At 65.7% G+C, this 25,742-nt stretch carries 24 protein-coding genes; 14 read left to right on the top strand and 10 right to left on the bottom strand.

Annotated features, from left to right (window positions below; translation table 11 throughout):
- Positions 1–939, bottom strand: coding sequence for a zinc-binding alcohol dehydrogenase family protein (locus WG208_RS01400; protein ID WP_337169526.1), 939 nt, complete (start codon positions 937–939; stop codon positions 1–3).
- A gap of 130 nt (positions 940–1,069) precedes the next feature.
- On the opposite strand from WG208_RS01400, the gene WG208_RS01405 reads away from it, so the two are divergent.
- The gene (locus WG208_RS01405; protein ID WP_337169527.1) at positions 1,070–1,522 is read left to right on the top strand and encodes a MarR family transcriptional regulator; all 453 of its coding nucleotides are present in this window, start codon (positions 1,070–1,072) and stop codon (positions 1,520–1,522) included.
- A gap of 101 nt (positions 1,523–1,623) precedes the next feature.
- On the opposite strand, the gene gyrB is transcribed toward WG208_RS01405, so the two are convergent.
- From gyrB to WG208_RS01425, 4 genes are all read right to left on the bottom strand, one after another.
- Entirely contained in the window at positions 1,624–3,600 is a 1,977-nt protein-coding gene (gyrB, locus tag WG208_RS01410) for a DNA topoisomerase (ATP-hydrolyzing) subunit B (RefSeq protein ID WP_337169528.1), read from the bottom strand.
- Between the two features lie 173 nt (positions 3,601–3,773).
- Positions 3,774–4,097 (bottom strand): DciA family protein, encoded by a 324-nt coding sequence (locus WG208_RS01415; RefSeq protein WP_337169529.1) that lies wholly within the window; start codon positions 4,095–4,097, stop codon positions 3,774–3,776.
- Between the two features lie 21 nt (positions 4,098–4,118).
- Complete coding sequence (gene recF / locus WG208_RS01420; protein WP_337169530.1) at positions 4,119–5,357, bottom strand: DNA replication and repair protein RecF; 1,239 nt, start codon at positions 5,355–5,357, stop codon at positions 4,119–4,121.
- A gap of 66 nt (positions 5,358–5,423) precedes the next feature.
- Complete coding sequence (locus tag WG208_RS01425; protein WP_337169531.1) at positions 5,424–6,203, bottom strand: enoyl-CoA hydratase-related protein; 780 nt, start codon at positions 6,201–6,203, stop codon at positions 5,424–5,426.
- A 371-nt stretch (positions 6,204–6,574) separates the two neighbouring features.
- Between WG208_RS01425 and mtnA the strand changes: the two genes are divergently transcribed.
- From mtnA to WG208_RS01460, 7 genes are all read left to right on the top strand, one after another.
- Positions 6,575–7,588: an S-methyl-5-thioribose-1-phosphate isomerase gene (gene mtnA, locus WG208_RS01430; protein WP_337169532.1), complete on the top strand. Its 1,014-nt coding sequence runs from the start codon at positions 6,575–6,577 to the stop codon at positions 7,586–7,588.
- A gap of 114 nt (positions 7,589–7,702) precedes the next feature.
- A complete protein-coding gene (gene glpK, locus WG208_RS01435) occupies positions 7,703–9,199 on the top strand; it encodes a glycerol kinase GlpK (protein ID WP_337169533.1) in 1,497 nt (498 codons plus the stop codon).
- 177 nt (positions 9,200–9,376) lie between these two features.
- Positions 9,377–9,832: a cytochrome c maturation protein CcmE gene (locus tag WG208_RS01440; protein ID WP_337169534.1), complete on the top strand. Its 456-nt coding sequence runs from the start codon at positions 9,377–9,379 to the stop codon at positions 9,830–9,832.
- 33 nt (positions 9,833–9,865) lie between these two features.
- Positions 9,866–11,917 (top strand): cytochrome c-type biogenesis CcmF C-terminal domain-containing protein, encoded by a 2,052-nt coding sequence (locus WG208_RS01445; protein WP_337169535.1) that lies wholly within the window; start codon positions 9,866–9,868, stop codon positions 11,915–11,917.
- Positions 11,914–12,585, top strand: coding sequence for a cytochrome c-type biogenesis protein CcmH (locus WG208_RS01450; RefSeq protein ID WP_337169536.1), 672 nt, complete (start codon positions 11,914–11,916; stop codon positions 12,583–12,585). Before WG208_RS01445 ends, WG208_RS01450 begins: the two co-directional genes overlap by 4 nt.
- Positions 12,585–13,157, top strand: a complete 573-nt coding sequence (locus WG208_RS01455; RefSeq protein ID WP_337169537.1) for a zinc ribbon domain-containing protein — start codon at positions 12,585–12,587, stop codon at positions 13,155–13,157. The genes WG208_RS01450 and WG208_RS01455 overlap by 1 nt, the downstream gene beginning before the upstream one ends.
- Positions 13,088–14,005, top strand: coding sequence for a hypothetical protein (locus tag WG208_RS01460; RefSeq protein ID WP_337169538.1), 918 nt, complete (start codon positions 13,088–13,090; stop codon positions 14,003–14,005). Before WG208_RS01455 ends, WG208_RS01460 begins: the two co-directional genes overlap by 70 nt.
- A 63-nt stretch (positions 14,006–14,068) precedes the next feature.
- Here WG208_RS01460 and WG208_RS01465 read toward each other — a convergent pair whose 3' ends face one another.
- From WG208_RS01465 to cutA, 4 genes are all read right to left on the bottom strand, one after another.
- Complete coding sequence (locus WG208_RS01465; protein WP_337169539.1) at positions 14,069–14,770, bottom strand: hypothetical protein; 702 nt, start codon at positions 14,768–14,770, stop codon at positions 14,069–14,071.
- Between the two features lie 226 nt (positions 14,771–14,996).
- Complete coding sequence (locus WG208_RS01470) at positions 14,997–16,703, bottom strand: hypothetical protein (RefSeq protein WP_337169540.1); 1,707 nt, start codon at positions 16,701–16,703, stop codon at positions 14,997–14,999.
- On the bottom strand, positions 16,696–17,472 hold the full coding sequence (locus tag WG208_RS01475) for an ABC transporter ATP-binding protein (RefSeq protein WP_337169541.1): 777 nt from the start codon (positions 17,470–17,472) through the stop codon (positions 16,696–16,698). Before WG208_RS01475 ends, WG208_RS01470 begins: the two co-directional genes overlap by 8 nt.
- Before the next feature lie 5 nt (positions 17,473–17,477).
- Positions 17,478–17,840, bottom strand: coding sequence for a divalent-cation tolerance protein CutA (cutA, locus tag WG208_RS01480; RefSeq protein ID WP_337169542.1), 363 nt, complete (start codon positions 17,838–17,840; stop codon positions 17,478–17,480).
- Positions 17,841–17,954: 114 nt separating this feature from the next.
- On the opposite strand from cutA, the gene uvrA reads away from it, so the two are divergent.
- The 6 genes from uvrA to WG208_RS01510 all read left to right on the top strand — a co-directional run bounded on the left by uvrA (position 17,955) and on the right by WG208_RS01510 (position 24,942).
- Positions 17,955–20,873, top strand: a complete 2,919-nt coding sequence (gene uvrA, locus WG208_RS01485) for an excinuclease ABC subunit UvrA (RefSeq protein WP_337169543.1) — start codon at positions 17,955–17,957, stop codon at positions 20,871–20,873.
- Positions 20,874–21,036: 163 nt separating this feature from the next.
- A complete protein-coding gene (sdaAB, locus tag WG208_RS01490) occupies positions 21,037–21,705 on the top strand; it encodes an L-serine ammonia-lyase, iron-sulfur-dependent subunit beta (protein ID WP_337169544.1) in 669 nt (222 codons plus the stop codon).
- A gap of 53 nt (positions 21,706–21,758) precedes the next feature.
- Complete coding sequence (sdaAA, locus tag WG208_RS01495) at positions 21,759–22,643, top strand: L-serine ammonia-lyase, iron-sulfur-dependent, subunit alpha (protein WP_337169545.1); 885 nt, start codon at positions 21,759–21,761, stop codon at positions 22,641–22,643.
- A 70-nt stretch (positions 22,644–22,713) separates the two neighbouring features.
- Positions 22,714–23,607, top strand: a complete 894-nt coding sequence (locus WG208_RS01500) for a hypothetical protein (RefSeq protein ID WP_337169546.1) — start codon at positions 22,714–22,716, stop codon at positions 23,605–23,607.
- 75 nt (positions 23,608–23,682) lie between these two features.
- A complete protein-coding gene (locus WG208_RS01505; RefSeq protein ID WP_337169547.1) occupies positions 23,683–24,087 on the top strand; it encodes a YbjN domain-containing protein in 405 nt (134 codons plus the stop codon).
- 3 nt (positions 24,088–24,090) lie between these two features.
- The gene (locus WG208_RS01510) at positions 24,091–24,942 is read left to right on the top strand and encodes a PspA/IM30 family protein (protein ID WP_337169548.1); all 852 of its coding nucleotides are present in this window, start codon (positions 24,091–24,093) and stop codon (positions 24,940–24,942) included.
- A 69-nt stretch (positions 24,943–25,011) separates the two neighbouring features.
- On the opposite strand, the gene WG208_RS01515 is transcribed toward WG208_RS01510, so the two are convergent.
- A complete protein-coding gene (locus WG208_RS01515) occupies positions 25,012–25,659 on the bottom strand; it encodes a DUF1345 domain-containing protein (protein WP_337169549.1) in 648 nt (215 codons plus the stop codon).
- Positions 25,660–25,742 lie beyond the last annotated feature (83 nt).

The following is a 25,742-nucleotide window of genomic DNA, read 5'->3' on the forward strand; positions in this document are numbered from 1 at the left end:
TCACGGCCTGAGCACGATCCGTTCGTTCGTGCCGACATCGCTCCAGGCGGTTTCCACATCCCGCAAAGGCATCACTCTGGCGTCGATCCGGAGGGTGCCGCGGGTGATCTCCTCGGCGAGTGTCGGGAGCTCGGCCACGATCTCACGTCCCGGCACCGAACCGATGCCACTGCCGATGAACTGCAGCCGCGATGCGCGCAGGGCCGCCGCGGGGATGGGAGCGGTGGCTCCGCCAACGGACCCCACCTGGATCCAGGTGAGTGGCCTGGTGCGATCGGCGCGTTCGATCACCAGGGATTCGGCAAGACGGCCCGCCGTGTCGCCCCACACAAAATCGAGGACCACATCGATGTCGTGGGCAAGGGCACCGAGTCGCGCATCGTCCAGCGTCACCACATCGGTGGCGCCGAGCGCCGCCAGCGTGGCCAGTTGTTGTGGATTGCGCCCCGCGGCGATGATGCGCGCGGCGCCGAGATGGTGGGCAATCTGCACCGCCATGCGCCCGGCACTACCCGTGGCGCCGAGGATGAGGACCTTCTGTCCGGCTGCAAAGGGGAAACGACAGCGGAGCGCGAGCCACGCTCCCATCGCCGGGTTCATGGCCGCGGCAATCGTGACGGGATCGGCGTCCGGCGGCAACACGATGCTGCGATCGAGTTCGATCACCGTACGTTCGGCCATGGTGCCGCTCTTCGAGCCATCGACCACGAAGTAACGGAGCAGGCCATCGGGCCCGCGTCCCACGCCATCGGCACCGGGAACGGCCGGAAGCGCGACGGTACCCGAGTAGTGTGTCCCGCTGGCCCGGGCGCGCGTGAGGTGATGGAGGCCCACGGCGAGTACGTCCACGAGCATCTCTTCCGGGCCTTCGGGGATCGGGTCGGCAAAATCGCCATAGCGGGGTGGACGGTCGAACGAGGTGATGACGGCGGCTTTCATGGGAGTGCCTCGCAGGGAGTCGGAGTGAGCGGACGTGCATCCGGCGGCGTGGGAGCGCCGGGGGTTGAAAGGTTCGTAACAGAAACTAAATTAATTCGTAATACTAACCATAGAAAGTGGAGACCGACCGATGCCGAAGACGACATTGCCGGAATCATCCGGTGCACACGACGAGGATGTGATCGACGCGCTCGTGCAGGCGGCCTTCGTCACGATGGCCGTGCTCAACCGCATCGGCGCGGAGAACGATCTGTCGCTGACGCAGTTGCGGGTGCTGGGAATCCTGCGGGACCGGCGTCCCCGGATGGCGGCGCTCGCCGATCATCTCGGTCTCGAGAAATCGACGATGACCGGATTGATTGCCCGGGCGGAGCAGCGGGGGCTGGTGGCCCGTGCGCCCAGCGCGGAAGACGGCCGGGCCGTCGATGTGTTTCTGACACGTACCGGTGCGCGACTCGTCGAACGGCTCTACCGGCAGGTGCAGGATGCGCTGGCGCCGCTCACCGATCGGCTGAATGCGGCCGAGCAGCAGCGTCTGCGGACATTGTTACGGCGCATGCTGGCGCCTGGTGATGAACATTGAAGGAGCAGAAACGACCGACGCCGGCCCGATAGGAGCCGGCGTCGATACACCTCGCTGCAACCGTGGTGACACACCCCGGTGCAACACCGCGGCGGTTCCGTCTAGATATCCAGATTGCTCACGAATCGCGCGTTGGTTTCGATGAACACCCGGCGGGGTTCGACGTCGTCGCCCATGAGGGTCTGGAAGGTCTGATCGGCCATCACGGCGTCGTCCATGGTCACGCGAAGCATCGTGCGTGTCTCCGGGTCCATCGTGGTTCTCCAGAGCTGATCGGGATTCATTTCCCCCAGCCCCTTGTACCGCTGCACCATGATGTTGCCGCGCCCCTCCGGTCCACCGAGACGCTCGGCGTATCCGTCACGTTCCCGTTCGGAGTAGGCGTAGAACTCCTCCTTCCCCTTGGCCACGCGATAGAGGGGCGGCTGCGCGATGTACATGTGACCGGCGTCGATCAGCTCGGGCATCTGCCGGAAGAAGAACGTGAGCAGCAGCGTACGGATGTGCGCACCGTCCACGTCGGCATCGGTCATGATGATGATCTTGTGATACCGGGCCTTCTGGAGATCGAACTCCTCCTTGATGCCCGTACCGATCGCCGTGATGATCGTGCGGATTTCCTCGTTGGAAAGCACCTTGTCGAAGCGCGCTTTCTCCACGTTGATGATCTTGCCGCGCAGCGGCAGGATGGCCTGGAAATTCCGGTTGCGCCCCTGCTTGGCCGAACCGCCGGCCGAGTCACCCTCGACCAGGTAGAGCTCGCAGAGCGCCGGGTCGGAGAGGGAGCAGTCGGCCAGCTTGCCGGGCAACGCGGCCACGTCGAGCGCGTTCTTCTTGCGCGTGAGATCACGCGCCTTGCGTGCCGCCTCGCGCGCACGCGACGCGGAGATGGCCTTGTCGATGATGGCGTTGGCCGTGCGCGGATGCTCTTCGAGATACTGCGAGAGCAGTTCGTTCATCACGCTGCGCACGGCGCCTTCGGCTTCCGAGTTGCCCAGCTTGGTCTTGGTCTGTCCTTCGAACTGCGGTTCACGCACCTTCACCGACAACACGGCCGTGAGACCTTCGCGCACGTCGTCGCCGGACAGACGGATTTCCTTGTCCTTCTTGTTCAGATTGCTCGACTTCTCGATGTACTTGTTGATCACCGAAGTCAACGCGCTCTTGAAGCCGGTGAGATGCGTGCCGCCTTCGTGCGTGTTGATGTTGTTGACGAACGAGAACACCGTATCGGCATAGCTGTCGTTGTACTGCAGCGCCATCTCGATGCCGATGTCGTCACGCTCGGTGTCGATATACACCACGTCCTGATGCAACGGCTTCTTGTGGCCGTTGAGGAACGCCACGAATTCCTTGAGGCCGCCACGCGCGAAGAAGATTTCCTCACGCGGCTGCCCGTCCTTCAGTTCCTCGGGCCGCTCGTCGCGCAGCGTGATCTGGATGCCCTTGTTGAGGAAAGCCAGTTCCCGCAAACGGCTCGCCAGCGTGCTCCACTCGTAGCGCGTGGTCTCCTGGAAGATCGTGGCGTCAGGCTTGAACCAGGTCTTCGTGCCGGTCTCCTTCGCCGGTACGCTGCGCAGCACCTTGAGCTTGGTCGTGGTCACCCCACGCGCGAAGTCGATGTAGTGCTCCTTGCCGTCGCGCTTGATCCACACCTTGAGGCTGTCGGAGAGTGCGTTCACCACCGACACACCGACGCCGTGCAGACCGCCCGACACCTTGTAGGTGTTCTTGTCGAACTTGCCGCCGGCATGCAGCACGGTCAGAGCCAGTTCGACACCGGGCAACTTCTCCACCGGATGCACGTCCACGGGAATCCCGCGCCCGTCGTCTTCCACCGTGATGGAGTCGTCGGCGTGAATGATGACTTCGATCCGCTTCGCGAAACCGGCCAGTGCTTCGTCGATGGAGTTGTCGACGACTTCGTACACGAGGTGATGCAGACCGCGCGCCGAGGTCGAACCGATGTACATACCGGGGCGCTTCCGGACCGCTTCGAGACCCTTGAGGACGGTGATGCTCTGTGCGCCGTACTCGTTCTCGTGCGCGTCGTTGCCGCTGGCGTTGCTGTTGGCCATGTGACGGGGAGATTCCTGCTGAATTCGTGCCGGGATGTGACAGGATGTGGCTTGGAAACACAAGCCTGAAATCTACCCGAAACCGGGGTACAAAGCAACTGGGAATGCTCAGCGCAACATATTGAAAATCAACGACTTACAAAACCATGAAAACCCCGGTCGACGCCTGTTCCTCAGCGCCGCAGCATCCAGCGGAGTCTGGCGATCGGCGCGCGTGACGGATCGCGGTTGAGCGACCGCAGCAACTCCGGTTCGAGCAGGGTCAGTTCCTGCATCCAGGCATGGGTTTTCACCATGACCACCAGCGTGCCGTCCTGTTGCAGCAACAGGGGTTCCGTCACGCCCGCGATCTGTACGCCCACCAGATGGGGCCACTCCGGAATGACCGAGGCCTGCGCGACACGGTCGGTGAGCCCGGCCTTTTCGAGCACCGAGGCCACCACGTCGCCCATGGCGCTCAGCGGCCGGCGACCGCCACGATCACGGCGAGGGGGCATGGAGGGGAGCTCCTCTGGAGTTCAGGATGCCGCGGCGCTGGTGGCGCCATGCAGCACGCCGTCCTGCATCGTGCGGCGTTCCAGTCGTGTGTAGGCGTCGGGGATGTCCTCTTCGCGCGGGACGGCCAGCAACACCTGTGAGGCGCCGGTCTCGTGAAGCAGATCGAGCACCCGGGCCGCACGTCCCAGGTCCAATTCGGCGAACGGATCGTCGAGCAGCAACAGGGGGGTGTGGCCGAGTGCCTCGCGCAACGTCAGCAGTTCGAGCAGACGCAGGGCGATGGCGGCACTGCGTTGCTGACCGGCCGATCCGAACGTCCGCAGATCGCGTCCGCCGAGGGTGAGCACCAGGTCGTCGCGATGCGGGCCCACGAGGGTGACGCCCCGCCGGAGTTCCGTGGCCCGCTGCTGGGCAAACGCGCGGGTGAGCGCCTCGGTCTGCGTGGCGGCATCTCCAATCGATGCCGGACTCGCTGCATCGATCGCTCCGGCGGGAATCGCTCCGGCGGAAGATGTACGGGCCGATGTATTGGCCGGTGCCGTGGCGGCGTGACCACCCACACTGGTGTAACGCAGGTGTGCGGGTTGACGCTCGCCGATGGCGGCGCAGAGTTGCGCATACCGTTCGGCGTGGGTCTGCACGAAGGTCTGACGGGCCGCGACAATGACCCCGCCATGCTCGGCCAGCGCCGGTTCCCACACGCTCACCCGCGCTTCGTGATCGTGGTGGCGGTCCTGGCGTGCCGGGCCGCGCAGCGCGGCTTTCAATACCGCGTTGCGGCGCAGCAGTGCACTGCGGTATCCCTGCAGCGCCTGCAGATACACGGGGGACGAGAGCGCCAGCATGACATCGAGATACCGACGTCGTTCGCCGGGTCCGTCGGCCACCAGCGCCACGTCGGCCGGTGAGAACGTCACCGATGGCAACGCGCCCAGCGCTGCCGTGAGACGGGGTTGCTCCACACCATCCAGCATCGCGCGTTTGCGCTTGCTGGCGCGTTCATACCCCACGCTCACCGTGTGCCACGAGGCGGGCGTGTCCAGCGTGGCGCGCACATGAAACGCCGGCGCGCCGAATCGCACGACATCGGCGTCCCGCGCGCCGCGGAACGAACGCAGCAGGCCGAGGTAGGCCACGGCTTCGAGCAGATTCGTCTTGCCGTGCCCGTTCTCCCCGATCACCACCAGCCCGCCCGTGGGCACATCGAGATCGAGACTCGCGAAATTGCGATACTCACGCAGGACGAGTCGGGCGAGCACGAGCGGGCTGTGGCTGAAAAAACGGATGGTCCGGTGGCGCGTCGCTGCGGCGGATTCCGGCGACCGTCAGCGGCCGGTGAAAACCGGCGCGCGCTTCTCGAGAAACGCCTTCATGCCTTCGCGCATGTCGCTGGTGGCCGACAGCAGTCCGAAAAAGTCCGACTCGATGGTGCAGCCTTCTTCGAGATCGACATCGAGACCGCGGTTGAGCGCTTCGATGCAGCCCGCGAGAGCCAGCGGGGCGTTGGCGAGCATGGACTGCAGCAGTGCGCGTGTGGTGTCCATCAGGGCATCCGGCGCCACCACCTGGTCCACGAGCCCGAGGCGCCAGGCTTCCGCGGCGTCGATCATCTCGCCGGTGAGCAACAGGCGCAGGGCCGGGCCACGACCCACGAGGCGCGGCAGACGCTGGGTGCCACCATACCCCGGCACGATGCCGAGCTTCACTTCCGGCTGACCCAGTTTGGCTTTTTCGCTCGCGATGCGGATGTGGCACGACATCGCGAGTTCACACCCCCCTCCAAGCGCAAAACCATTGATGGCGGCCACGGTGGGCTTGGGGCTGGTTTCGAATCGACGGAAAATGGCCTGTCCGGCGCGGGCCCGCTTGAGGGCTTCCAGCGGCGACTGGCTCTCCAGCTCCGAGATATCGGCCCCCGCCACGAACGAGCGACCGGCGCCGGTGAGCAGCACCGCACCCACGTCTTCCCGGGCGTTCGCTTCGTCGATGGCCCGCCCGAGTTCCGCGATGGTCGCGTCGTTCAGGGCGTTGAGCTTGTCGGGGCGATTGACCGTGATCGTCGCGATCCGGTCGGCGACATCGAACTGCAGGAACTGGTAGGACATGGCGGGGGCGCGGGTTGGTAAGGGAGATGCGGAATCTAGTGGATGGGGAGAGGAAGGCGGGCGATGGACCTACGGGGGGGCGCTACGGGGCTGGAACTACGGGAGCTGGAACGACGGGAGCTGGAACTACGGGCCCCGTTTTTCCAGCCTCCGTGGTACCGTGGTTCCCCGTAGGTCCAGCTCCCGTGGTTCCAGCTCCCGTGGTTCCAGCTCCCGTGGTTCCAGCTCCCGTGGTTCCAGCTCCCGTGGTTCCAGCTCCCGTGGTTCCAGCTCCCGTGGTTCCAGCTCCCGTGGTCCCAGCTCCCGTGGTCCCAGCTCCCGTAGGTCCTCCAGTATCCGTCCCCCTCGTCCCCATCCACTAGCTTCCCCCCGTGCTTCCCATCCCCGCCGTCGGCTGGTCCCCCGACCAGCGCGCTCTGCGCATTCTGGATCAGCGTCTGCTGCCAGGTGCGGAGGTGGTGCGCGATCTCGTCACGCTCGATGAGATCGTGGAGGCCATCCGCTCGCTGGCGGTGCGGGGCGCGCCGGCCATCGGGGTGGCGGCGGCGATCGGTCTGGTGGTCGCACTGGAAGCCGACGGCGACGGGCAGGATGCCCGGGCGGGCGCGCTGCTGGGCGGATATGCACGGCGGTTGCAGCACGCACGCCCCACGGCGGTGAATCTTGCGTGGGCGATCGATCGCATGGTGCGGGCGGCGCACAGAGCAGGGCCAGGTGAGGCCGGCTCGCTTCTGCAGACCTTGCGCACCGAAGCGGAGTCCATTCGTGCGGAGGATGTGGCCATGTGCGAGGCCATCGGGGAGCATGGTCTGCCCATCGTGCCCGATGGCGCGCGCGTGCTCACGCATTGCAACGCCGGTGCGCTCGCGACCGCGGGGATCGGCACCGCGCTGGCTCCGCTGTACACGGCGCATGCGCGTGGACGCACACTCACCGTCTATGCCGATGAGACCCGGCCGCTGCGTCAGGGCGCGCGCCTCACCGCCTGGGAACTGGCCCGCGCAGGGATATCGGTGTCGGTATTGCCCGATGGCGCGGCCGCCTCGCTGCTGGCCCAGGGGTTGGTCGATCTCGTGATCGTGGGAGCGGACCGGATCGCGGCCAACGGTGATGTGGCCAACAAGATCGGTACGTATGGCGTCGCGCTGGCGGCCGCCGCGCACGGGGTGCCGTTGTATGTGGCCGCACCACGCAGCACCATCGATCCGCACACGGCCACCGGTGCCGATATCGTCATCGAATATCGCGACGCCGAGGAACTCGGCGAACTGCCCGTCGGTGTGCCGGCGTGGAATCCCGCTTTCGATGTCACGCCCCGCGCGCTGGTGCGGGGGTATCTCACCGATCGGGGGTTTCTCGAACCACCGTTCCTGCCCCTTCATTGATCGTGTCGACGATCGTGTCGACGACGCACTCGATCACCGTGGCGTTCACCGTATCGATCACGTCGACGTTGCACATCGACACTTCACGCCGCTGACCCCCGGGAGATTCATCGCATGACCTGCGTGCTGGCCATCGATCAGGGAACGACCGGAACCACCTGCCTCGTCATCGCCCACGATGGGCGCGTGATCGGACGCGCCTATCGCGAAATCACGCAACACTATCCCGCACCCGGCTGGGTGGAGCACGACGCGCACGAGATTCTCGAGCGCACGCTCGATGCGGCGCGGGAAGCGATGGCCGATGCCCGGCAGGCAACGGGGCTGGTGCCGGCGGCGATCGGGATCACCAATCAGCGCGAGACCATCGTCCTGTGGGAGCGATCGACCGGACGCGCGGTGCATCGGGCCATCGTGTGGCAGGATCGCCGCACGGCGGAGCGGTGCGCGTCCCTCGCGTCACATGCACCGATGATCGCCGAACGCACCGGTCTGGTCACCGATCCCTACTTCAGTGCCACGAAACTGGAGTGGCTGCTGGCACAGGGCGACAACGCGGCACGCGCGCGGCGCGGAGAACTGGCGGCCGGTACGATCGACAGCTGGCTCGTGTGGCATCTCTCCGGCGGCATGGCCCATGTCACCGACCACACGAACGCCTCCCGCACGATGCTCTACGATCTCGCGACACGCACGTGGTCGCCCGAGTTGTGCGCGCTGTTCGGCATTCCGGCCTCGGTGCTGCCACGCATCGTGCCGTCGAGTGGGGAAGCGGCGCGATCCACCGTGGCCACGATCGGCGTGGCCTTGCCGATCAGCGGTATCGCCGGTGATCAGCAGGCGGCGCTGTTCGGTCAGGGCGGATGGAATGCCGGTGACGGCAAGAACACGTATGGCACCGGCGCGTTCCTGCTGCTGAACACGGGCGATCGGCGGCCCGCATCGGGCAGCGGACTGCTCACGACCATCGCCTGCGATGCCGCCGGTGCGCCGGTCTACGCGCTGGAGGCGTCGATTTTCATCGCCGGTGCGGCGGTGCAATGGTTGCGGGACGGGCTGGGGATCATCACGCAGAGTGCGGAAACCGAAGCCCTGGCCGCATCGCTCGCGTCCAACGATGGGGTGTATTTCGTGCCGGCTCTGGTGGGACTCGGTGCGCCCGACTGGGAGCCCCAGGCCCGCGGGACGATCGTCGGGCTCACGCGCGGCACCACGCGGGCGCATCTGGCCCGCGCCGCGCTCGAGGCCATGGCGTATGCGACCCGCGACGTGCTGGGCGACATGCGGCGGCAGGGACAGGTGGAGTTCGACCGGCTGCGGGTGGACGGTGGGGCCAGCGCCAACGACTGGCTGCTGCAGTTCCAGGCCGATGTGCTGGGCGTCCCCGTCGAGCGGCCCGATATGGTGGAGACGACGGCGCTCGGCGCGGCGGGACTGGCCGGACTGGCCGCCGGTGTCTGGCCTGATGGTGAAACGTTTCTCGCGAGTCGTCACTTCACCCGGTTCGTTCCCACCCCGCACGGAACGGTATCGGCGGCTTCGGCGTACGCAGGGTGGCGTCGCGCGATCCGGGCGGCGCTGGGGTGGGCCCGCGACAGCGATCAGGGATAACGGTCGCGACGATCCTGGAGCGGGAGCCCCGAAGATCAGCCGGCAACGGCTGTGAGGCGCACGCGTCCGTTGCTATCTTCCATGGATATCCTGGGCACAGGTACCCCAACCCTGCCGGGATAGCCCACCGGGGTGCCCTATCGGGGGCATCCAACCGGTCCACCAGGACAGAGTCCCGTGAAAGCTCGCAACAAGTTCCTGCTCGGCGGCGTGCTGGTGCTCGGCACCGCCGGATACCTGATGGCCACCTCGATCGATGAGACGGCCACCTACTACCTGACGCCGTCGGAACTCGCCGGCAAGGTGGCGGCCAATCCGCGCTTCGTGCAGAACGGCGTGAAGGTGGGGGCGCGTGTGGTGAGCGGAACCATCGTCCGCGACCCGGGCGGACGGGAACTCACCTTCAGGATGACCGACGGCGCGCACACGTACGACGTGCACTACCGCGGTGTGGCACCCGACACCTTCACCGACGGTGTGGACGTGGTGGTGGAGGGACGCCTCGATGCCAGTGGCACGTTCCAGGCGACCACCCTGCTCGCCAAGTGCGCGTCGCGGTATGAAAATGCTCCCGAGAAGTACCAGCAGACGCCCGGCTACCAGCAGGGCACCGCAGCCACCCCCAGCGCGTAAGACCCGCGCGCCTGCGCGTTTGCGCGAGGCTCCATGATTCTCGTCGGTGAATTGTCGCTCTGGGTCGCCTTGTTGATGGCGGCCTGGACGACGACGGTTTCCTTCTCGGGCGGACTGCAAGGCCGCGCCGATCTCGTGAAGAGCGGTGAACGGGCGATGTATGCCACGTTCGGCTTCACCCTTCTGGCTTCCATCGGGCTGTGGACGGCGCTGTTCACGCACGATTTTTCCATCAAGTTCGTCGCCTCGTACACGAGCGCGAATCTGCCCAAGGTCTACACCTTCACGGCGTTCTGGGCCGGGCAGGCGGGATCGCTGCTCTTCTGGGCCCTGGTGCTGACCGGGTATTCGGCGGTGGCGGTCTTCACGAACCGGCGCAGCAATCGGGCGATGATGCCGTATGTGACCGGCACCTTGGGCGTGGTGTCGCTGTTCTTTCTCATGACGATGGCGTTCGGGGCCAATCCCTTCGAACGGCTCGACTGGGTGCCGCCCGATGGCCGCGGCATGAATCCGCAGTTGCAGAACCCCGGCATGGCGGCCCATCCGCCCATGCTCTACCTGGGGTATATCGCGACCGCCATTCCCTTCGCCTTCGCCATCGGCGCCCTCGTCACACGTCAGCTGGATGCCCAGTGGTTGGGAGCGGTGCGTCGCTGGGCGCTGGTGTCGTGGTTCTTCCTCACGATCGGCATCGTGATGGGTATGTGGTGGGCGTACGTGGAACTGGGCTGGTCGGGCTACTGGGCTTGGGATGCGGTGGAGAATTCGTCCTTCCTGCCCTGGCTCACGGTGACGGCGTTCCTGCACAGCATCATGATCCAGGAAAAGCGCGGCATGCTGCGCAAGTGGAACGTGACGCTGGTGGTGCTGTCGTTCCTGCTCACCATTCTGGGCACGTTCATCACGCGGTCGGGCATCATCGAGAGCGTGCACGCGTTCGCACAGTCGCCGGTGGGCAACTGGTTCTTCGGGTTCCTGGTGGTGGCCACGGCACTCACGGCCTGGCTGGTGAGCACGCGCCTCAACGATCTGCAGGCCAAGGCGGAACTCGAGAGCATGGTCAGTCGCGAGGCCGCATTCCTGTACAACAATCTCGTGCTCGTGGGCATCTGCTTCGCCACGCTGTGGGGAACGATCTTCCCCATCCTCAGCGAATGGGTGAAGGGCGACAAGATCACGGTGGGTCCGCCGTTCTTCAACGCGGTGAACGGCCCGCTCGGCCTGCTGCTGCTCGCGCTCACCGGCATCGGTCCGCTCATCGCGTGGCGTCGCGCTTCGGTGACCAACCTGAAGCGGCAGTTCACGTGGCCCGTGGCGTTCGGCGTCACGGTGTTCGTGGCGCTGCTCGCGCTCGGCATGCGTGATCCGTATGCGCTCATCTCGTATCTGCTGGCCGGGTTCGTCTTCGGCACGATCATCCAGGAATTCGTGAAGGGCATCGGCGCCCGCCAGCGCATGTACGGTGAAGGGCTGGTGCCGGCTTCCCTGCGTCTGATCGCCCGCAATCGCCGGCGGTACGGCGGGTACATCGTGCACTTCGGCGTGGTGGTGCTGTTCTGCGCCTTCGCCGGTCTGATGTTCAAGAAGGACCTTACGGCCACCATCAAGACGGGCGAGTCGATCAAGGCCACCGATGCCTATGGACACGAGTGGGAATTCGTGAGTCAGGGGATTTCGGCATACGATCAGCTGAATCGTCAGGTCGTGGCGGTGGCGTTCGATGTCACGCGCGACGGCAAGCGCATGGGGATTCTCTCCAGTGAGAAGCGTCAGCATGTGAACTCGCTGGGAGAACCCACGTTCGAGCCGTCCACCGAAGTGGGCATTCTCGAGTCGCCGAAGCAGGACGTCTACCTCGTCTTCACCGGAGCCGTGGACAAGGACACCGCGGCGGTGCACATCCACTTCAATCCACTCGTCTGGTGGGTGTGGTTCGGTGGACTCATCATGGCGTTCGGCGGACTCATCGTGATGTGGCCGCAGGCCCAGCGCGCCGAACGGGAGAGTGGTTACGTGGCGGAGATCCCGATGGAACGGGATCGCCTGGCGACTGCGGGCACGGGTGTGGGAGCGGGCGCATGAAGGGCGATCAACATCGTCCGGCCGATCTGTCCGCTCCGACTTCACGTCGTCTGTTTCTCGTGCGTTCGTCCGGCGTGGTGGCGGGCATGACGTCGGCCCTCGCGATATCCGCCGGACCGGCGCGTGCGTTGCAGGCGACGCAGGCCGCCCAGGCGGAGATGTCCACGGATGCCTACCGTCCGGTGGTGCGTCCGCCCAAGCCGAACGCCACGCCGTCGATGGACGTGAAGCAGGTCGATGCGTTCGAGCGTCAACTGGCCTGTCCGTGCCCGTGTACGCTCGATGTGTACATGTGCCGCACCACCATGTTCTCGTGCGGCATCTCCCCGCGGGTGCATGGGGACGTGCAGCGGCTCGTCGACGGCGGGTACACGGCCGACGAGATCATGGCGGCGATGATGGAGACGTACGGCGATTTCATCCTCATGGCGCCGCGCAAGCAGGGATTCAATCTGCTGGCCTGGTTCGCACCGTTCGGCGCGATCGCGTTGGGCGCGATCGCCATCGGGGCGTTGCTGCGCCGCTGGCGTCTCAACGCCGTGCAGGCGGACGCGCGCGTGGCGTCACGGGCGGCGGCGAACGGTGTGGCGATTGCTGATGCAGAGGACCTTGGCGCCACACCCGAAGAGTTGGCGCGACTACAGGCGGCTCTCCGGGAGGAACGGTGATGGCGTTGCCCGAAGGAGCATTGCCGCTGGTCGTGGGAACGGCGTTGGCGCTCGGAGCGCTCACGCTGGTATTGGCGCCGCTGGTTTCCGGCCTGACGGACACCGATGCCACGCGTCGACCGAAACCATCCGGAGCGGATGCCGGAACCGATGACGGAAAGTCGTCGTCGGTGGATGCGTTGCGCGAGATCGAATTCGACCGCGCCACGGGGAAGCTGAGCGACACGGATTACGCCGAGCTCAAGACACGATACACTCGTCTGGCCCTCGAGGAACTCCGTGCGAATGACGCGGCGGAAGCAATATCGTCGCGCGTGACGACCGATGGACGCCTCGTGCACGCGATGTCGTCGGCATCGGTCGACCCTTCCGATCCCGTTGAAGCGGCCATTGTGCGGGCTCGGGCCAACCAAAGGAGCTGCAGCGTATGCGGACCTCGAAGCGAGCCGGATGCGATCTACTGTTCGGACTGCGGACGGTATCTCCCGGGAACGTGCGGCACATGTGGGTCGACCGTGGACGCGCCGGGCGCACGCTTCTGCAGCGGTTGCGGCAACGCGTTGGCGGCGTAAACCGGGGATACTCCATCGCGGGGCGGGTGGCGGCGGTGTCGCTGCCACTCGGGCTGCTGCTGGATGCCTCCGTTGCGACGGCGGCAACACGCGAAGGTCCCCGCGACCTGCGCCCGGCGGTCCGCGCGTGCAATGCGCCCGGTGACACGACCACCGAAGTGGGCCGTCTCTGGCAGACTGTGCGTCTGACGCTGCTGGATGCGCGCACGGCCGATGGGCAGTCGGATATCGATCTGTTCGAACGCACGGTCTCGCGCGATGGCAAGAAGGTGAAGGACGCGAGCTCCCGCAGCACCACGCTGCCGGCGCGTCGTCCGTTCAGCAGCCGTGCCCCGCAGGACATTCACAAGACCGGCTACATCGTGGAAGACGACCGGGAGAGCGCGTACTATGCGCCCGATGTCGACGTCCTGTTGTCGGACGAGTTCCTGACCACGCACTGTTTTTCGGTGGAGAAGGGCCCGCGTGATGCCCCACACCTCACAGGTCTCGCATTCAATCCTGAACGTGTCCACGAGGGGATCGCCGATATCGAAGGTGTGTTCTGGGTCGATCGCAATGCGGGTGGCACGACTCGTCTCGAGTTCCGGTACACGGGGGTACCCACGGCGTATCGCAACGCCCGCGTGGGTGGGGAACTGACGTTCGCCCAGGTCGGCAACAAGCAGTGGTTGCTATCGGGGTGGGAGATCCGGATGCCGCTGGGGGTGGTGAACACCAGGCAGCAAATGGCGCACAGTCAGTCGAGGACGCAGAAGCAATACGTCATCGATGAACTCAAGTCGTTCGGCGGAGCGGTGAAGGCGTACACGGATGCCGGCAAGAGTCTGCCGGTGCCCTCGCGCTGAGTCGCGTCCGGACAACGTCGTGCCGTGTCGTACCGCGTGTGCCGTGTTGCAGGGCACACGCGGTCACTCCTCAACGAATCGCTCGCGGCTCGCGCAGTCGGCGCGCACCGGACAGGCGCCACATCGGGGAGCGCGGGCCGTGCACACGAGGGCGCCGAGCTCCATGATGGCCTGATTGTGCAACCAGGTGGACTTGCCGGTGCGGGGCAGCAGTTGTTCGGCGATCTGCCAGAGGCGTTTGAGTCCGGCGCCTGACTTTGGTGCGACGTCGGGGGCGAAGACCCGGTGCAGGACGCGGGCGACGTTGGTGTCCACCAGCGCCGCCCGTTTTTCATAGGCGAACGAGGCCACCGCTCCCGCGGTGTAGGCGCCGATGCCGGGCAGGGCACGCAGTTGCACCGGATCGCTGGGAATCACGCCGGCGCGTTCCTCGGTCACTTCACGCGCCAGCTTGTGCAGATTGCGGGCGCGTGCGTAGTAACCGAGTCCCTCCCACGCCTCGAGCACCCGATGAGGCTTCGCCGATGCGAGCGTCGGAAGATCGGGAAACCGGTCGAGAAATCGCGCGTAGAAGTCGAGCACGCGCGAGACCTGCGTCTGCTGGAGCATCAGCTCCGAGATGAGAATGCGATAGGGATCGCGTGTGCGGCGCCATGGGAGATCGCGCGAGTGCCGGCGATACCAGCGATGGAGACGCCGCCGGAATGTCGCGGCGGTCTCGGGTGGAATAGATGAAACGGAGCTGGTTGTGTGGCGACGCGGCATGGTGCGGCAAGCTAACTCGGCGACCAACAGCGACCAACGGCTTTGCCGCGGATGACACGGATGGGGCGGAAACGACACGGATACAACATGGACAAACAGGCCAAACACAGATGCACCACTGAATGATCACATGGTGTGTGATTTCCCGTATTCCATCCGTATTTCATCCGTGTCGTTTCCGCCCCATCCGTGTCATCCGCGGCAAAAAAACTCTACCGTCCCCGTCTTACGCCCGCTCGATGCCTTCCAGCCGCCGTCGTGCAAGGACGAGCGGAACCACAGTTCCGGCCACGCACAGGGTGAGCGCCAGCACGAAGGGGGCAATCATGTCGGTGACACTGAAGGCCCACCCAAAATGCTCCGCTACCACGAATCGCGCCGATGGCCGACCGGTCAGAAACGCGATCGCGCCGATCAGCACCACGGCCGTCATCATGAACAGCAGCCCGCCGAACGAAGTCGGAATCTGCGCCGCGTTCTCGGTGTCGAAGCGGGGATACCAGGTGCCGTAGCCGAGGGCCAGTGCCGTCAGTGGGAACACGAGTGCGGCGATGGCCGCGAGTGACACGACATGCACGAAGGGACGCACCCCTAGCATGAGATTGGTGCATCCCACCAGGACGAGCGCGAGCAGCAGCAGCGGCAGCGCGCCCACCCAGAACTTGGCCCAGAGCAGATCGCGCATCGGCAGCGGACTCGAACGCAGCAGCCACAGAGCACGCCCTTCGAGGCTCACACTCGGGAAGACGAAACGGGCGGCGATGGACGCCAGCACGAATCCGGCGAGTGCGAGATTGAGGAACGGGATGACGTTGCGGAGCAGCGTGGTGAGGCCCGCGCCATCGAGCGGCAGATACCGCACGTTGGCCACGTACACCACCAGCAGCACGCCGAGCAATACGAGCTGGGACCACTGCGTACTGTCGCGCACGAACACCCGGAGTTCCTTGAGCACCAGTTCACGCCGCAGCGGTCCCAATGCCGATAGCATCCGATCCAGCAACGGGCGGGTGCGGTTGGCGCGGCTGCGCTGGTTGGCGCCTTCCTGCGCCATGCTGTAGGCCCGGCGCCATCCCCGTGCGTAGAGCAGATGACCGATCACCACGAACACGGCGCCCGTTCCCCACAGCCGGAGCAGGGGTTGCCACGAGGCCTTGCCGCTCAGGTAATGGATGATGGCTTCGCTCACCCATTCACTGGGCATCCAGGGTGAGGAGGGGGTGTCGAGTGCGGCGACGAACTGCATGAAGTTCGCAAACCCTTCCGGGCGCGCCAGCTGCTCGGGGCGTGCGGCGCGCAGCATCACCACCAGTCCCGCGATGGCCAGCGCGGCGATCACACTCAGCAGATCGCGTGTGCGTCGGGCCGGAAAGACGTTCACCAGGAGCAGTGTCACGGTCGACCCGAGTGCCGCGGGAATGAGCAGAAATGGTGTGACGGCCACGAGGGCGAATCCCGCAAACCCGATACCCCCGCCGTATGCCACGCCGTACGCGGCGAGCAGGGGCACCAGCAGCAGCGCCACCATCCAGCTCGAATGCAGTGTGGTCTCCGCCAGGCGGGCGCGATACAGGGCGCCGGCCCGCACCGGCGCGGCGGCCAGTTGATCGAGATCGCGGGCGAGAAAGAAATTCGAGAGGGCCGCGATGGTGTTGGACAGCAGCAGAATCGTGCCGAACGACAGCAGGATCATCGCCAGCAGTTTCGACGCCAGCAGCGTGCCGATGTCCTCGGCGCTGCGGAAATAGCGCAGCAGTTTGAGCGCCAGCGCAAATGCACCTGCCCAGAAGCCGACGCCCAGCGTGCTCACCACCAGCAGACGACGCAGGTCGCCGTGTTCGTGTCGGCGTGCCCGATGCCGGGTCATCTGCCACTTGGGGTGCAGCAGCGACCACGCGCTGTGTGTGCCGCCGAAGGTCGTGTCGTCAGGCATCGAGCACGTCCACGAGATCGCGGGCCGCGCCATCACCGGTCAGGCGCAGGAAGATGTCTTCGAGCGCATCGTCACGACCGGAGGCCTGTTGCAACTCGTGCATGGTCCCGCAGGCCACGAGTTCCCCCCGCTGCATGATGCCGATGCGATCGCACATGCCTTCGGCGATTTCCAGCGTATGGGTGGACATCATCACCGTATGACCGCGGCGCGTGTATTCGCGGAACAGGTCCTTGAGGATCTTCGACGACTTGGGATCGAGACCCACCATGGGTTCGTCCACCACGATGACCTTGGGGCGATGCACGAACGCGCTGGCGATGATGAGCTTCTGCCGCATGCCGTGGCTGTAGCTCTCCACCAGTTCGTTGCGCCACGGTTCGAGATCGAACAGGGCCAGCAGTTCCTCACCGCGTCGTTCCACGTCCGGCCCCTGCTCGCCATAGAGTCCCGCGGAGAAACGCAGGAACTCGATGCCGGTGAGTTTTTCGTAGATGAACGGCCGGTCGGGGATGAACCCGAGGGCGCGTTTGGCGGCAATGGGATCGGCGCGCAGGTCGTTGCCGGCGATACGGATGGAGCCGCCGGTGGGCTGCAGGATGCCGGCAATCATCCGCATGGTGGTGGTCTTGCCGGCTCCGTTGGGGCCGAGAAAGCCGAAGAGCTCTCCGGCGGGCACCACCAGGTCGAGGGAGCGCACGGCGGTGAAGGAGCCGTACTGCTTGCTGAGCGACGTGATCTCGATCATGCCCGGAGGACGATCACGCATGCCCCCTACGCAACTTCCCCACGGACCCAGTCGAGGTAGGCGGGGAGGCCGTCGCCCGCCGGGAACACGAGGAGCTCCGGCACCTCGTACGGGTGGTGTGATACCATGTGCTCGCGCAGCAACGGCACCCGGTCGGCCGTGGTTTTGAGCAGCAGGAGGATTTCCGCGTTCTCCTCGATGCGACCTTGCCAGCGGTACAACGATCGCATGCCCGGCAGCATCGAGACACAGGCCACCAGACGGGCCTCCAGCAGTGCCTGGGCAAACATCCCGGGGTCGCCGTTCGCGGGCCAGGTGGTGAGGGCCAGGACGACCGGTCTCTCCTGGGACGTGCCGCGGCTGTTGTCGGAAAGCGTGGGGGAATCCATGAGAGCGGCTCGACGGTCGGCGTGGGAAGGGTCGTGCGGCGGCCATGCGCTGCGGGCCGGCCGTCCGGGTGGCGGGGTTGTTTCCGCCCGGTGGTTCCCGCACCTTCAAAGACTATGTCCGAATCGGTGAATCCGGCGCCTGGCGGGAAGCCCGCCGAGGCGCTCATCGTGCGCGGGGCGCGCGAACACAACCTGCGCAACATCAGCGTGACGATTCCGCGCGACAAGCTGACCGTGGTCACGGGGCTGTCGGGATCGGGAAAATCGTCGCTGGCCTTCGACACCATTTACGCCGAAGGGCAGCGCCGGTACGTGGAATCGCTGTCGGCCTATGCGCGCCAGTTCCTCGGGCTCATGGAAAAGCCCGATGTCGACGCCATCGAAGGGCTGTCACCCGCGATCTCCATCGAACAGAAGTCGGCGGGGCACAATCCGCGTTCCACGGTGGGGACCGTGACGGAGGTGTACGACTATCTCCGTCTGCTGTATGCGCGCGGCGGGACGCCCCATTGTCCCAATTGCGGGCGCGCGGTGCAGCGTCAGAGTCCGGTGCAGATCGCCGAACAGCTGCTCGCCTGGCCCGAAGGCACGCGCATTGAGATCCGGGCGCCGCTGGTGCAGGAACGCAAGGGCGAATTCCGCGAGCTGTTCGAGAGTGCGCGGAAGCAGGGATTCGTGCGCGCCGTGGTGGACGGCGAACTGGTGGAACTTGCCGATCCGCCGAAGCTGAACCGCCGACTCAATCACTCCATTTCGGTGGTGGTGGACCGACTGGTCGTGCGCACCGAAGATCGGGGACGCATCACCGATTCCATCGAGACCGCACTGCGGCTGGCGGAGGGGTTGGCAGAGGTCGTGCGGTATGACAGCGCCGATCCGGTGACCGAGATGTTCTCCGAGCGGTACGGCTGCCCGGTGTGTGGCATCTCCATGCCCGAACTCGAGCCGCGCCACTTCTCGTTCAATTCTCCCTTCGGTGCGTGCGAGACGTGCAGCGGTCTGGGGACGACACGCAGCGTGAGCGAAGAGCTCATCCTGGGCGATCCGTCGATCTCCATTCTCGAAGGGGTGGTGCTGCCGTGGGGGGAACCCGATGGCTATCTGCGCAAGGTGATCCTGCCCGGGCTGGCGAAGCTGCTGGGCTTCGATCTCAACACGCCCTGGGGCAAACTGTCGGCCAAGGTCCGGCAGCAGTTGCTCTACGGCATGGGCGATGCGCCGCCCCGTGCACGCATGGGCGTGAAAAAAGCCGCCAAGGGCGCCGCGGCGCGGACGGCAGCCCGCACGGCGGCGAAGGTCGGCGCGGAAAGCACCTGGGAAGGCATCGTGGCGCACGTGCAGCGGCGTTACGACGAAAGCAGCTCCGATGGAGTGCGTCTCGAACTCGAGGCGTTCATGGTGGCCGCGCCCTGTCCATCGTGTCAGGGTCAGCGTTTGCGCCCCGAGTCGCTCGCGGTGACGGTGCACGGTCGCAACCTCGGTGAGGTGGTGGAGCTGAGTATCCTGGATGCGCTGGCGTTCTTCGACGAGGTGCCGGTGCGCAGTGCGGGACATCCCGGACTCGATCCCGGCATTGCCGGCCCGATTCTCAAGGAGGTGCGCGAACGGCTGCGCTTCCTGGTGGACGTCGGTCTGGACTATCTCACGCTCAATCGCAGCGCGGAATCGTTGTCGGGTGGCGAGGCGCAGCGCATCCGTCTGGCCACGCAGATCGGTTCACGTCTGGTGGGCGTGCTCTACATCCTCGACGAGCCCAGCATCGGTCTGCATCAGCGTGACAACGGACGGTTGCTCACCACGCTCAAGCAGCTGCGCGATCTCGGCAACACCGTGATCGTGGTGGAACACGACGAGGAGACTATTCGCGAGGCCGATCACCTCATCGATCTCGGTCCGGGCGCGGGCAAACATGGCGGTGAAGTGATCGCCGCGGGCTCGGTGCAGGATGTGATGGCCAATCCGGCGTCGATCACCGGGGCCTATCTGACCGGCTCGCGTCGTGTCGATGTACCGCGAAAGCGGCGTCCCCGCGATCCGTCACGGGTGCTCACCGTACACGGCGCCCGTGAGCACAATCTCAAGGACGTGACCGCGGAGTTTCCGCTGGGCATGTTCGTGGCCGTGACCGGTGTGTCGGGATCGGGCAAGTCCACGCTCGTCACCGACATCCTGCGGAAGGCGCTGTCACGGTATTTCTATCGCGCGCGTGTCATTCCGGGCGCGCACACGCGCATCACGGGGCTCGAGCATCTCGACAAGATCATCGATATCGATCAGAGCCCCATCGGTCGGACGCCACGCTCCAATCCGGCCACGTACACCGGCGTGTTCACGCCGGTGCGTGAGCTGTTCGCGGAACTGCCCGAAGCGAAGATCCGCGGGTATGGACCGGGGCGTTTTTCGTTCAACGTGAAAGGCGGACGCTGCGAAGCCTGTCAGGGTGACGGACTCGTGAAGATCGAGATGCACTTCCTGCCCGATGTGTTCGTACCGTGTGACGTGTGCAAGGGCAAGCGGTTCAATCGCGAAACGCTCGAGGTGCGATTCCGCGGACTGAGCATCGCCGAAGTGCTCGATCTCACCGTGGAGGATGCGTGCGGGGTGTTCGAACACCAGCCGCGCATCGTGCAGAAACTCGAGACGCTGCGTGATGTGGGACTTGGCTACATCCATCTCGGACAGAGTGCGACGACCCTGTCGGGGGGCGAGGCGCAGCGCGTGAAACTGGCCACCGAGCTGGCGAAGCGCGACACGGGACGCACGCTCTACATTCTCGACGAGCCCACCACGGGACTGCACTTCGAGGACGTGCGGGTGTTGCTCGATGTGCTGCACAAGCTCGTGGACCGTGGGAACACGATCCTGGTGATCGAGCACAATCTCGATGTCATCAAGACAGCCGACTGGATCGTCGACCTCGGACCCGAGGGTGGCGTGCGGGGTGGCACCATCGTCGCCCAGGGCACACCGGAGGCGGTGGCGAAGGTGCGGGAGAGTCACACGGGGCACTATCTGAAGCCGTTGTTGCGGTGAGGGGCAGTGGCGGCATCCGGAGAGATCGGATGCCACTTTTTTCTCTCGCATCAACGGTTTCAGAAGGGAGCAGGGAGGAGCTGGTCAGGGGGGAGAGTGATAGCGCGAATCCCGTGCCTGCCCGTAGTTTGAAGGAGTCTTTTCACTTCTTCCTCGAGGTATTGTGGTTTCCCTCCTCGATATCATCGGCCCGGTGATGGTGGGGCCGAGTTCCAGCCACACCGCCGGTGCCTGCCGTCTGGGATTGCTCGCGCGCTGCCTCGTGGGAGGAACACCGGAGCGGGCACTCATCGAATTGCACGGCTCGTTCGCGCGCACGGGCGAGGGGCATGGCACCGACAAGGCCATCGTTGGCGGTCTCATGGGATTCCGTCCCGATGACGAACGCCTGCGTACGGCGCTCGAGATCATGGATCGTGAGGGACTCGACTATCGATTCGAGAAGACCAGTCTCGGCGATGAGGCGCATCCCAACACCGTACGCATCACGCTCGAGCGTGGCGATCGCAAGGCGCAGATGCTGGGTGCCTCACTGGGGGCCGGCCGGATCCTCGTCACCGAGATCGACGGCTATCCGGTGGAGGTGTCGGGCAGCAGTGACACGATCGTGCTGGTGGCCGAGGACGTGAAAGGATCGGTGGCCCGCATTGCGGGTCTGCTGGCCGATGCGGGGCTCAACATCGCCACGCTCCGGCTGACGAGAAAAGAACGCGGCGGCGATGCGTTCATGGTGATCGAAGTGGACGAACGTCCCGGCGAGGAAGTACGTGACGCCATCCGGACGCTGGGCTGGGTGAAATGGGCCTTCCGTCTCGACAAGGTGAGCGCATGACCCGTGTGCGGAGCGGAATCGATCGGCGGACACGCGCCGTGGAGGACCGGTAGATGTATCGCAGTCTGGCGGCAGCGGTTCAGGATGCGGAGGCGCGTGGGGTGCCTCTGTCGACCGTGGCCCTCGAGGCCGAAGCCAAGGATCAGGGTCGTCCGATTAGTGAGATCCGCGATGCTCTGAAGCGGGCGCTCGCGGTGATGCGCGAGGCGGTGGAGCGCGGGCTGGTGGGCGATCTCATGTCCACCTCGGGATTGGTGGGCGGTGATGCGGCGCGGCTCCGGACCGGCCCCGCCGGCCCGTTGTACGGCACGCCGTTTCGTGATGTGCTGGCGCGCGCGCTGGCGGTGCAGGAGGTGAATGCCGCCATGGGGGTGATCGTCGCGGCTCCCACGGCCGGCGGCGCGGGCGTGCTGCCGGCCGTGCTCACCGGACTTGCGGCGGCACGGGGCATCGACGACGAGCGGCTCATCGACGCCCTGGCCACTGCCGGATTGATCGGGGCCGTGGTGGCCGATCGCGCCTCGCTGTCGGGCGCCGAAGGTGGGTGTCAGGCCGAGACGGGTGCGGCGGCCGGCATGGCCGCCGGTGCGGCGGTCGAGATGCTGGGAGGCACACCACGACAGGTCAGCCATGCCACGGCGCTGGCGCAACAGGGGACGCTGGGGCTCGTCTGCGATCCGCTGGGTGGACTCGTCGAGCTGCCCTGCGTGTTCCGCAATGCCACCGGTGCGGCGATCGCGCTGGCGGCCATCGAGATGGCCATGGCGGGCATCGAGTTCGCGATTCCGGCCGATGAAGTGATCGACACGATGGGTGAGATCGGCGAGAGCATGGATGTGCGGTACCGCGAAACGGCGGGCGGCGGTCTCGCGGCCACGCCCACCGGACGCCGTCTGGCAAAAGAGCGTCTCTACGAGCTCAAGCGCGCCGGCGGGTGATGTGGCGCCACGTGGACGTCGAAGGATCGTCCTGCGAGCGCTGAGGCTGGGCATCGCGGCCGGTCTCGTGATGTCGGTGAGCAGCGGGTGTGACGGCATCGGTCGTCTGCGCACCACCTGGGTGGCGGAAGGAGACGTGGTGCTGCGTGACACCGAACGCGCGGGTCGTCTCACCGATCCCGCGTTGCGTGAAGCCTCAGGGCTCACCGCGTCGCAGCGGGAGCCCGGTATCTTCTGGTTGCTGAACGACAGCGGTAACGACGAGCGGCTCTTTGCCGTCGATCACACCGGGCGCGCCCGTGGAACGGTTCGTGTACAGGGGGCGCACAATCAGGACTGGGAGGCGCTTTCGGGCGGTCCATGTCCAGCCGGGCACTGTCTGTACATCGGCGATGTGGGTGACAACATGGCCCTGCGGGCGACGGTGCAGCTCTGGCGCATCGCCGAACCCCGGTCGACCGACACCGAGACACAGGCGAAGGAGACAGTCGTCCTTCGGTATGCCGACGGTCCGCATGATGTCGAAGCCATGTACGTCGCGCCCGACACCAGTGTCTGGCTGATCACCAAGCGGCCCAGTACCCGGGGCGATGGCGCCTATCGCCCGGTACGGATCTATCGGGTGCCCCCGGAGGCCTGGGGCCGTCGCGAACCGGTGACACTGCCGGTGGTTGACTCACTCCCGGTGGTGCCGGTGCGACGGACGTCACGGGACTGGGTGACGGATGCGAGTCTGGCCGGGCCCGACAGCAGCGGGCATCGCCGGTTGCTGGTCCTTTCGTACGGCGCGGTGCATGTCTTTGCCGTGGACGCTGTTACGGGGCACCCGGGGGCGCTCGTCATGCGCTGCGCACTACCCATTCACGAGCGCAGCAGCGAGGGCGTGACGTGGCTGGCCGATGGCCGGATTCTGCTGGTGAACGAAGGGCGCGGCGGCGTGATGTACGCGGGCGCCTGCCCCTGAACGTATCTTCCGGGCGAAACGAATCGTCCCTGCGCGCCGTATGGCTCGGCATCCGAACCCACAGGAACTGCTCTTATGGTCACGCGTGAAGACATCGAGGCCTTCCTCGATCGCTTGAGTGCCGATGGCGCCACCCACCAGGAGGTCGAACCCGGACTCTGGGTGGTGAAGCCCGGTGGCGCACTCGACTTCGATGTGGTCGTGACACACAATCCGCCCGTGGTGGTGCTGCGCGTGAAGGTCATGGCGCTGCCGGTCGATACCACGGACGCCGCGGCGCTCAATCGCCGTCTGCTGGAACTCAACGCGACGGATCTGTTGCATGGCGCCTATGGCATCGAAGGGGATGCCGTGGTGCTGACCGAGGCGCTCGAACTGGCGCACCTGGATTTCGAGGAGTTCCTCGCGTCGTATGAAAGCATGACTCTCTCGCTCACCACGCACCTGCGTGAGCTGGCCGCCTTCCGCGAGGCTCGCTGATCCATGGGTATCTTCGATCGTCTTTCGACGCTCATCAAGTCGAATCTCAACGACCTCATCTCCTCGGCCGAGAATCCCGAGAAGATGCTGAATCAGATCATCGTCGACATGCGCGACCAGCTGGCCAAGGCCAAGCAGCAGGTGGCCGCCGCGATCGCCGACGAGAAGCGCCTCAAGGATCAGGCGGACGCCGAGTTCAAACTCGCCGACGACTGGGAGAAGCGCGCCATGCTGGCCGTGCAGGAAGGCCGCGACGATCTCGCCAAGCAGGCGCTGATGCGCGGGCAGGAGCATCTCGAGCACGGTCAGGCGCTCGCCACCACGTGGGAAGCGCACAAGCTCGAAACGGAGAAGCTCAAGCAGTCGCTGCGCGATCTCAACGACAAGATCGAAGAGGCCAAGCGCAAGAAGAATCTGCTGCTGGCCCGTCAGCGTCGGGCCGAGGCGCAGGCGCGCATTTCGCAGACGATGTCCGGTCTGTCGAACAATTCGGCGTTCGATGCGTTCGCGCGCATGGAAGAGAAGATCACGGCCAACGAACGCCAGTTGCAGGCCGCGCAGGAGATCGACGAGGAATTCAGCGGCGATCGGCTGGCGGGCGAGTTCAAGCAGCTCGAGCGTGCCACGGGTGGGGCGAGCGCCGACATGCAGTTGCAACTGCTCAAGCAGCGCATGGGCGTGCTGCCGGCCGGTGCACCCGCCGCGTCGCGTCAGCTCGGAGCTGGCGCCACCGAAGCGGCGAAGCCCGCCGAGCCGGCGGCGCAGCTCGGTGCCGGCAAGGAAGAGCAGAAGACCGGCGAGGCCGAACTCATCGCGGAGATCGAACAGTTGCGGGAGATCAATCCGCGGTCGTGATCGCAGTCGTGACTGACCTGAACGTCCATCGACGCGCCGGAGAGGCACACCTCTCCGGCGCGTTTGTCGTTATCCGCCGATGGCGTTCACCGTGAACGCGAGAACTCCCATGTTGAACACGAACGCCGCCATGGAATGGCCCAGCGCGACGCGGCGCATGTGGGCTCCCACCACCGTGATGTCGGACGTCTGGAAGGTCATGCCCAGTGTGAAACTGAAGTAGAGGAAGTCCCAGTAGCCCGGCTCGTGGGCCTCGGGCACCTGCAGGCCACCGCGGTCCTGGCCCTTCGACTGGAGGTAGTACAGGTGCGCATAGTGCAGGGCGAACACCGTATTCGCGAAGAGCCACGACAGTCCGAGCGTGGCCACGATCAGCGCGATGTCGGCGCGGCGCAGCGTGCCGGGCGTCGCGACCAGCGTCCCCACGGCGAACAGGATCACCAGTGAGAGCAACACCGTGATGGCGAGCAGGCCCGCGCGGTTGGCGTCGTTGCGCTCCGCCGTGCGTCGCATGCGGGCGGGATCGGCTTCGAGCAGCGGCCACACCGAACCGAGGAAGACCAGCGCGGCGAGATCGAAGGCCACGAGCAGCGCCGTGCGTGCGCCGAGACCGATGATGAAGGCCGCGCCCCCTGCCGCCAAAAACACCGCGGCGAACAGCAGAAAACGGGCGGGGGCGATGCGGTTGCCCAAGGCGGGACGAGCGGAAGAGGTCATGGCGCCAAGCTAGCCTGTTGCGTTCTTCCGGCCAGAGCCGCGCATTTTTGATGATACATATCGACGGGACACATTGCATCGTG

The sequence above is a fragment of the Gemmatimonas aurantiaca genome, assembly GCF_037190085.1.
Taxonomy (GTDB): domain Bacteria; phylum Gemmatimonadota; class Gemmatimonadetes; order Gemmatimonadales; family Gemmatimonadaceae; genus Gemmatimonas; species Gemmatimonas aurantiaca_A.

Coding starts and splice junctions, on each gene's coding strand:
- uvrA (WP_337169543.1), top strand. CDS start 17,955: ATGTCCGAATCGGTGAATCCGGCGCCTGGCGGGAAGCCCGCCGAGGCG.
- WG208_RS01505 (WP_337169547.1), top strand. CDS start 23,683: ATGGTCACGCGTGAAGACATCGAGGCCTTCCTCGATCGCTTGAGTGCC.
- WG208_RS01445 (WP_337169535.1), top strand. CDS start 9,866: ATGATTCTCGTCGGTGAATTGTCGCTCTGGGTCGCCTTGTTGATGGCG.
- WG208_RS01510 (WP_337169548.1), top strand. CDS start 24,091: ATGGGTATCTTCGATCGTCTTTCGACGCTCATCAAGTCGAATCTCAAC.
- WG208_RS01450 (WP_337169536.1), top strand. CDS start 11,914: ATGAAGGGCGATCAACATCGTCCGGCCGATCTGTCCGCTCCGACTTCA.
- WG208_RS01400 (WP_337169526.1), bottom strand. CDS start 939: ATGAAAGCCGCCGTCATCACCTCGTTCGACCGTCCACCCCGCTATGGC.
- cutA (WP_337169542.1), bottom strand. CDS start 17,840: ATGGATTCCCCCACGCTTTCCGACAACAGCCGCGGCACGTCCCAGGAG.
- WG208_RS01475 (WP_337169541.1), bottom strand. CDS start 17,472: ATGCGTGATCGTCCTCCGGGCATGATCGAGATCACGTCGCTCAGCAAG.
- WG208_RS01455 (WP_337169537.1), top strand. CDS start 12,585: ATGGCGTTGCCCGAAGGAGCATTGCCGCTGGTCGTGGGAACGGCGTTG.
- WG208_RS01460 (WP_337169538.1), top strand. CDS start 13,088: ATGTGGGTCGACCGTGGACGCGCCGGGCGCACGCTTCTGCAGCGGTTG.
- WG208_RS01500 (WP_337169546.1), top strand. CDS start 22,714: ATGTCGGTGAGCAGCGGGTGTGACGGCATCGGTCGTCTGCGCACCACC.
- glpK (WP_337169533.1), top strand. CDS start 7,703: ATGACCTGCGTGCTGGCCATCGATCAGGGAACGACCGGAACCACCTGC.
- gyrB (WP_337169528.1), bottom strand. CDS start 3,600: ATGGCCAACAGCAACGCCAGCGGCAACGACGCGCACGAGAACGAGTAC.
- WG208_RS01405 (WP_337169527.1), top strand. CDS start 1,070: ATGCCGAAGACGACATTGCCGGAATCATCCGGTGCACACGACGAGGAT.
- WG208_RS01415 (WP_337169529.1), bottom strand. CDS start 4,097: ATGCCCCCTCGCCGTGATCGTGGCGGTCGCCGGCCGCTGAGCGCCATG.
- WG208_RS01470 (WP_337169540.1), bottom strand. CDS start 16,703: ATGCCTGACGACACGACCTTCGGCGGCACACACAGCGCGTGGTCGCTG.
- WG208_RS01465 (WP_337169539.1), bottom strand. CDS start 14,770: ATGCCGCGTCGCCACACAACCAGCTCCGTTTCATCTATTCCACCCGAG.
- WG208_RS01425 (WP_337169531.1), bottom strand. CDS start 6,203: ATGTCCTACCAGTTCCTGCAGTTCGATGTCGCCGACCGGATCGCGACG.
- WG208_RS01515 (WP_337169549.1), bottom strand. CDS start 25,659: ATGACCTCTTCCGCTCGTCCCGCCTTGGGCAACCGCATCGCCCCCGCC.
- sdaAA (WP_337169545.1), top strand. CDS start 21,759: ATGTATCGCAGTCTGGCGGCAGCGGTTCAGGATGCGGAGGCGCGTGGG.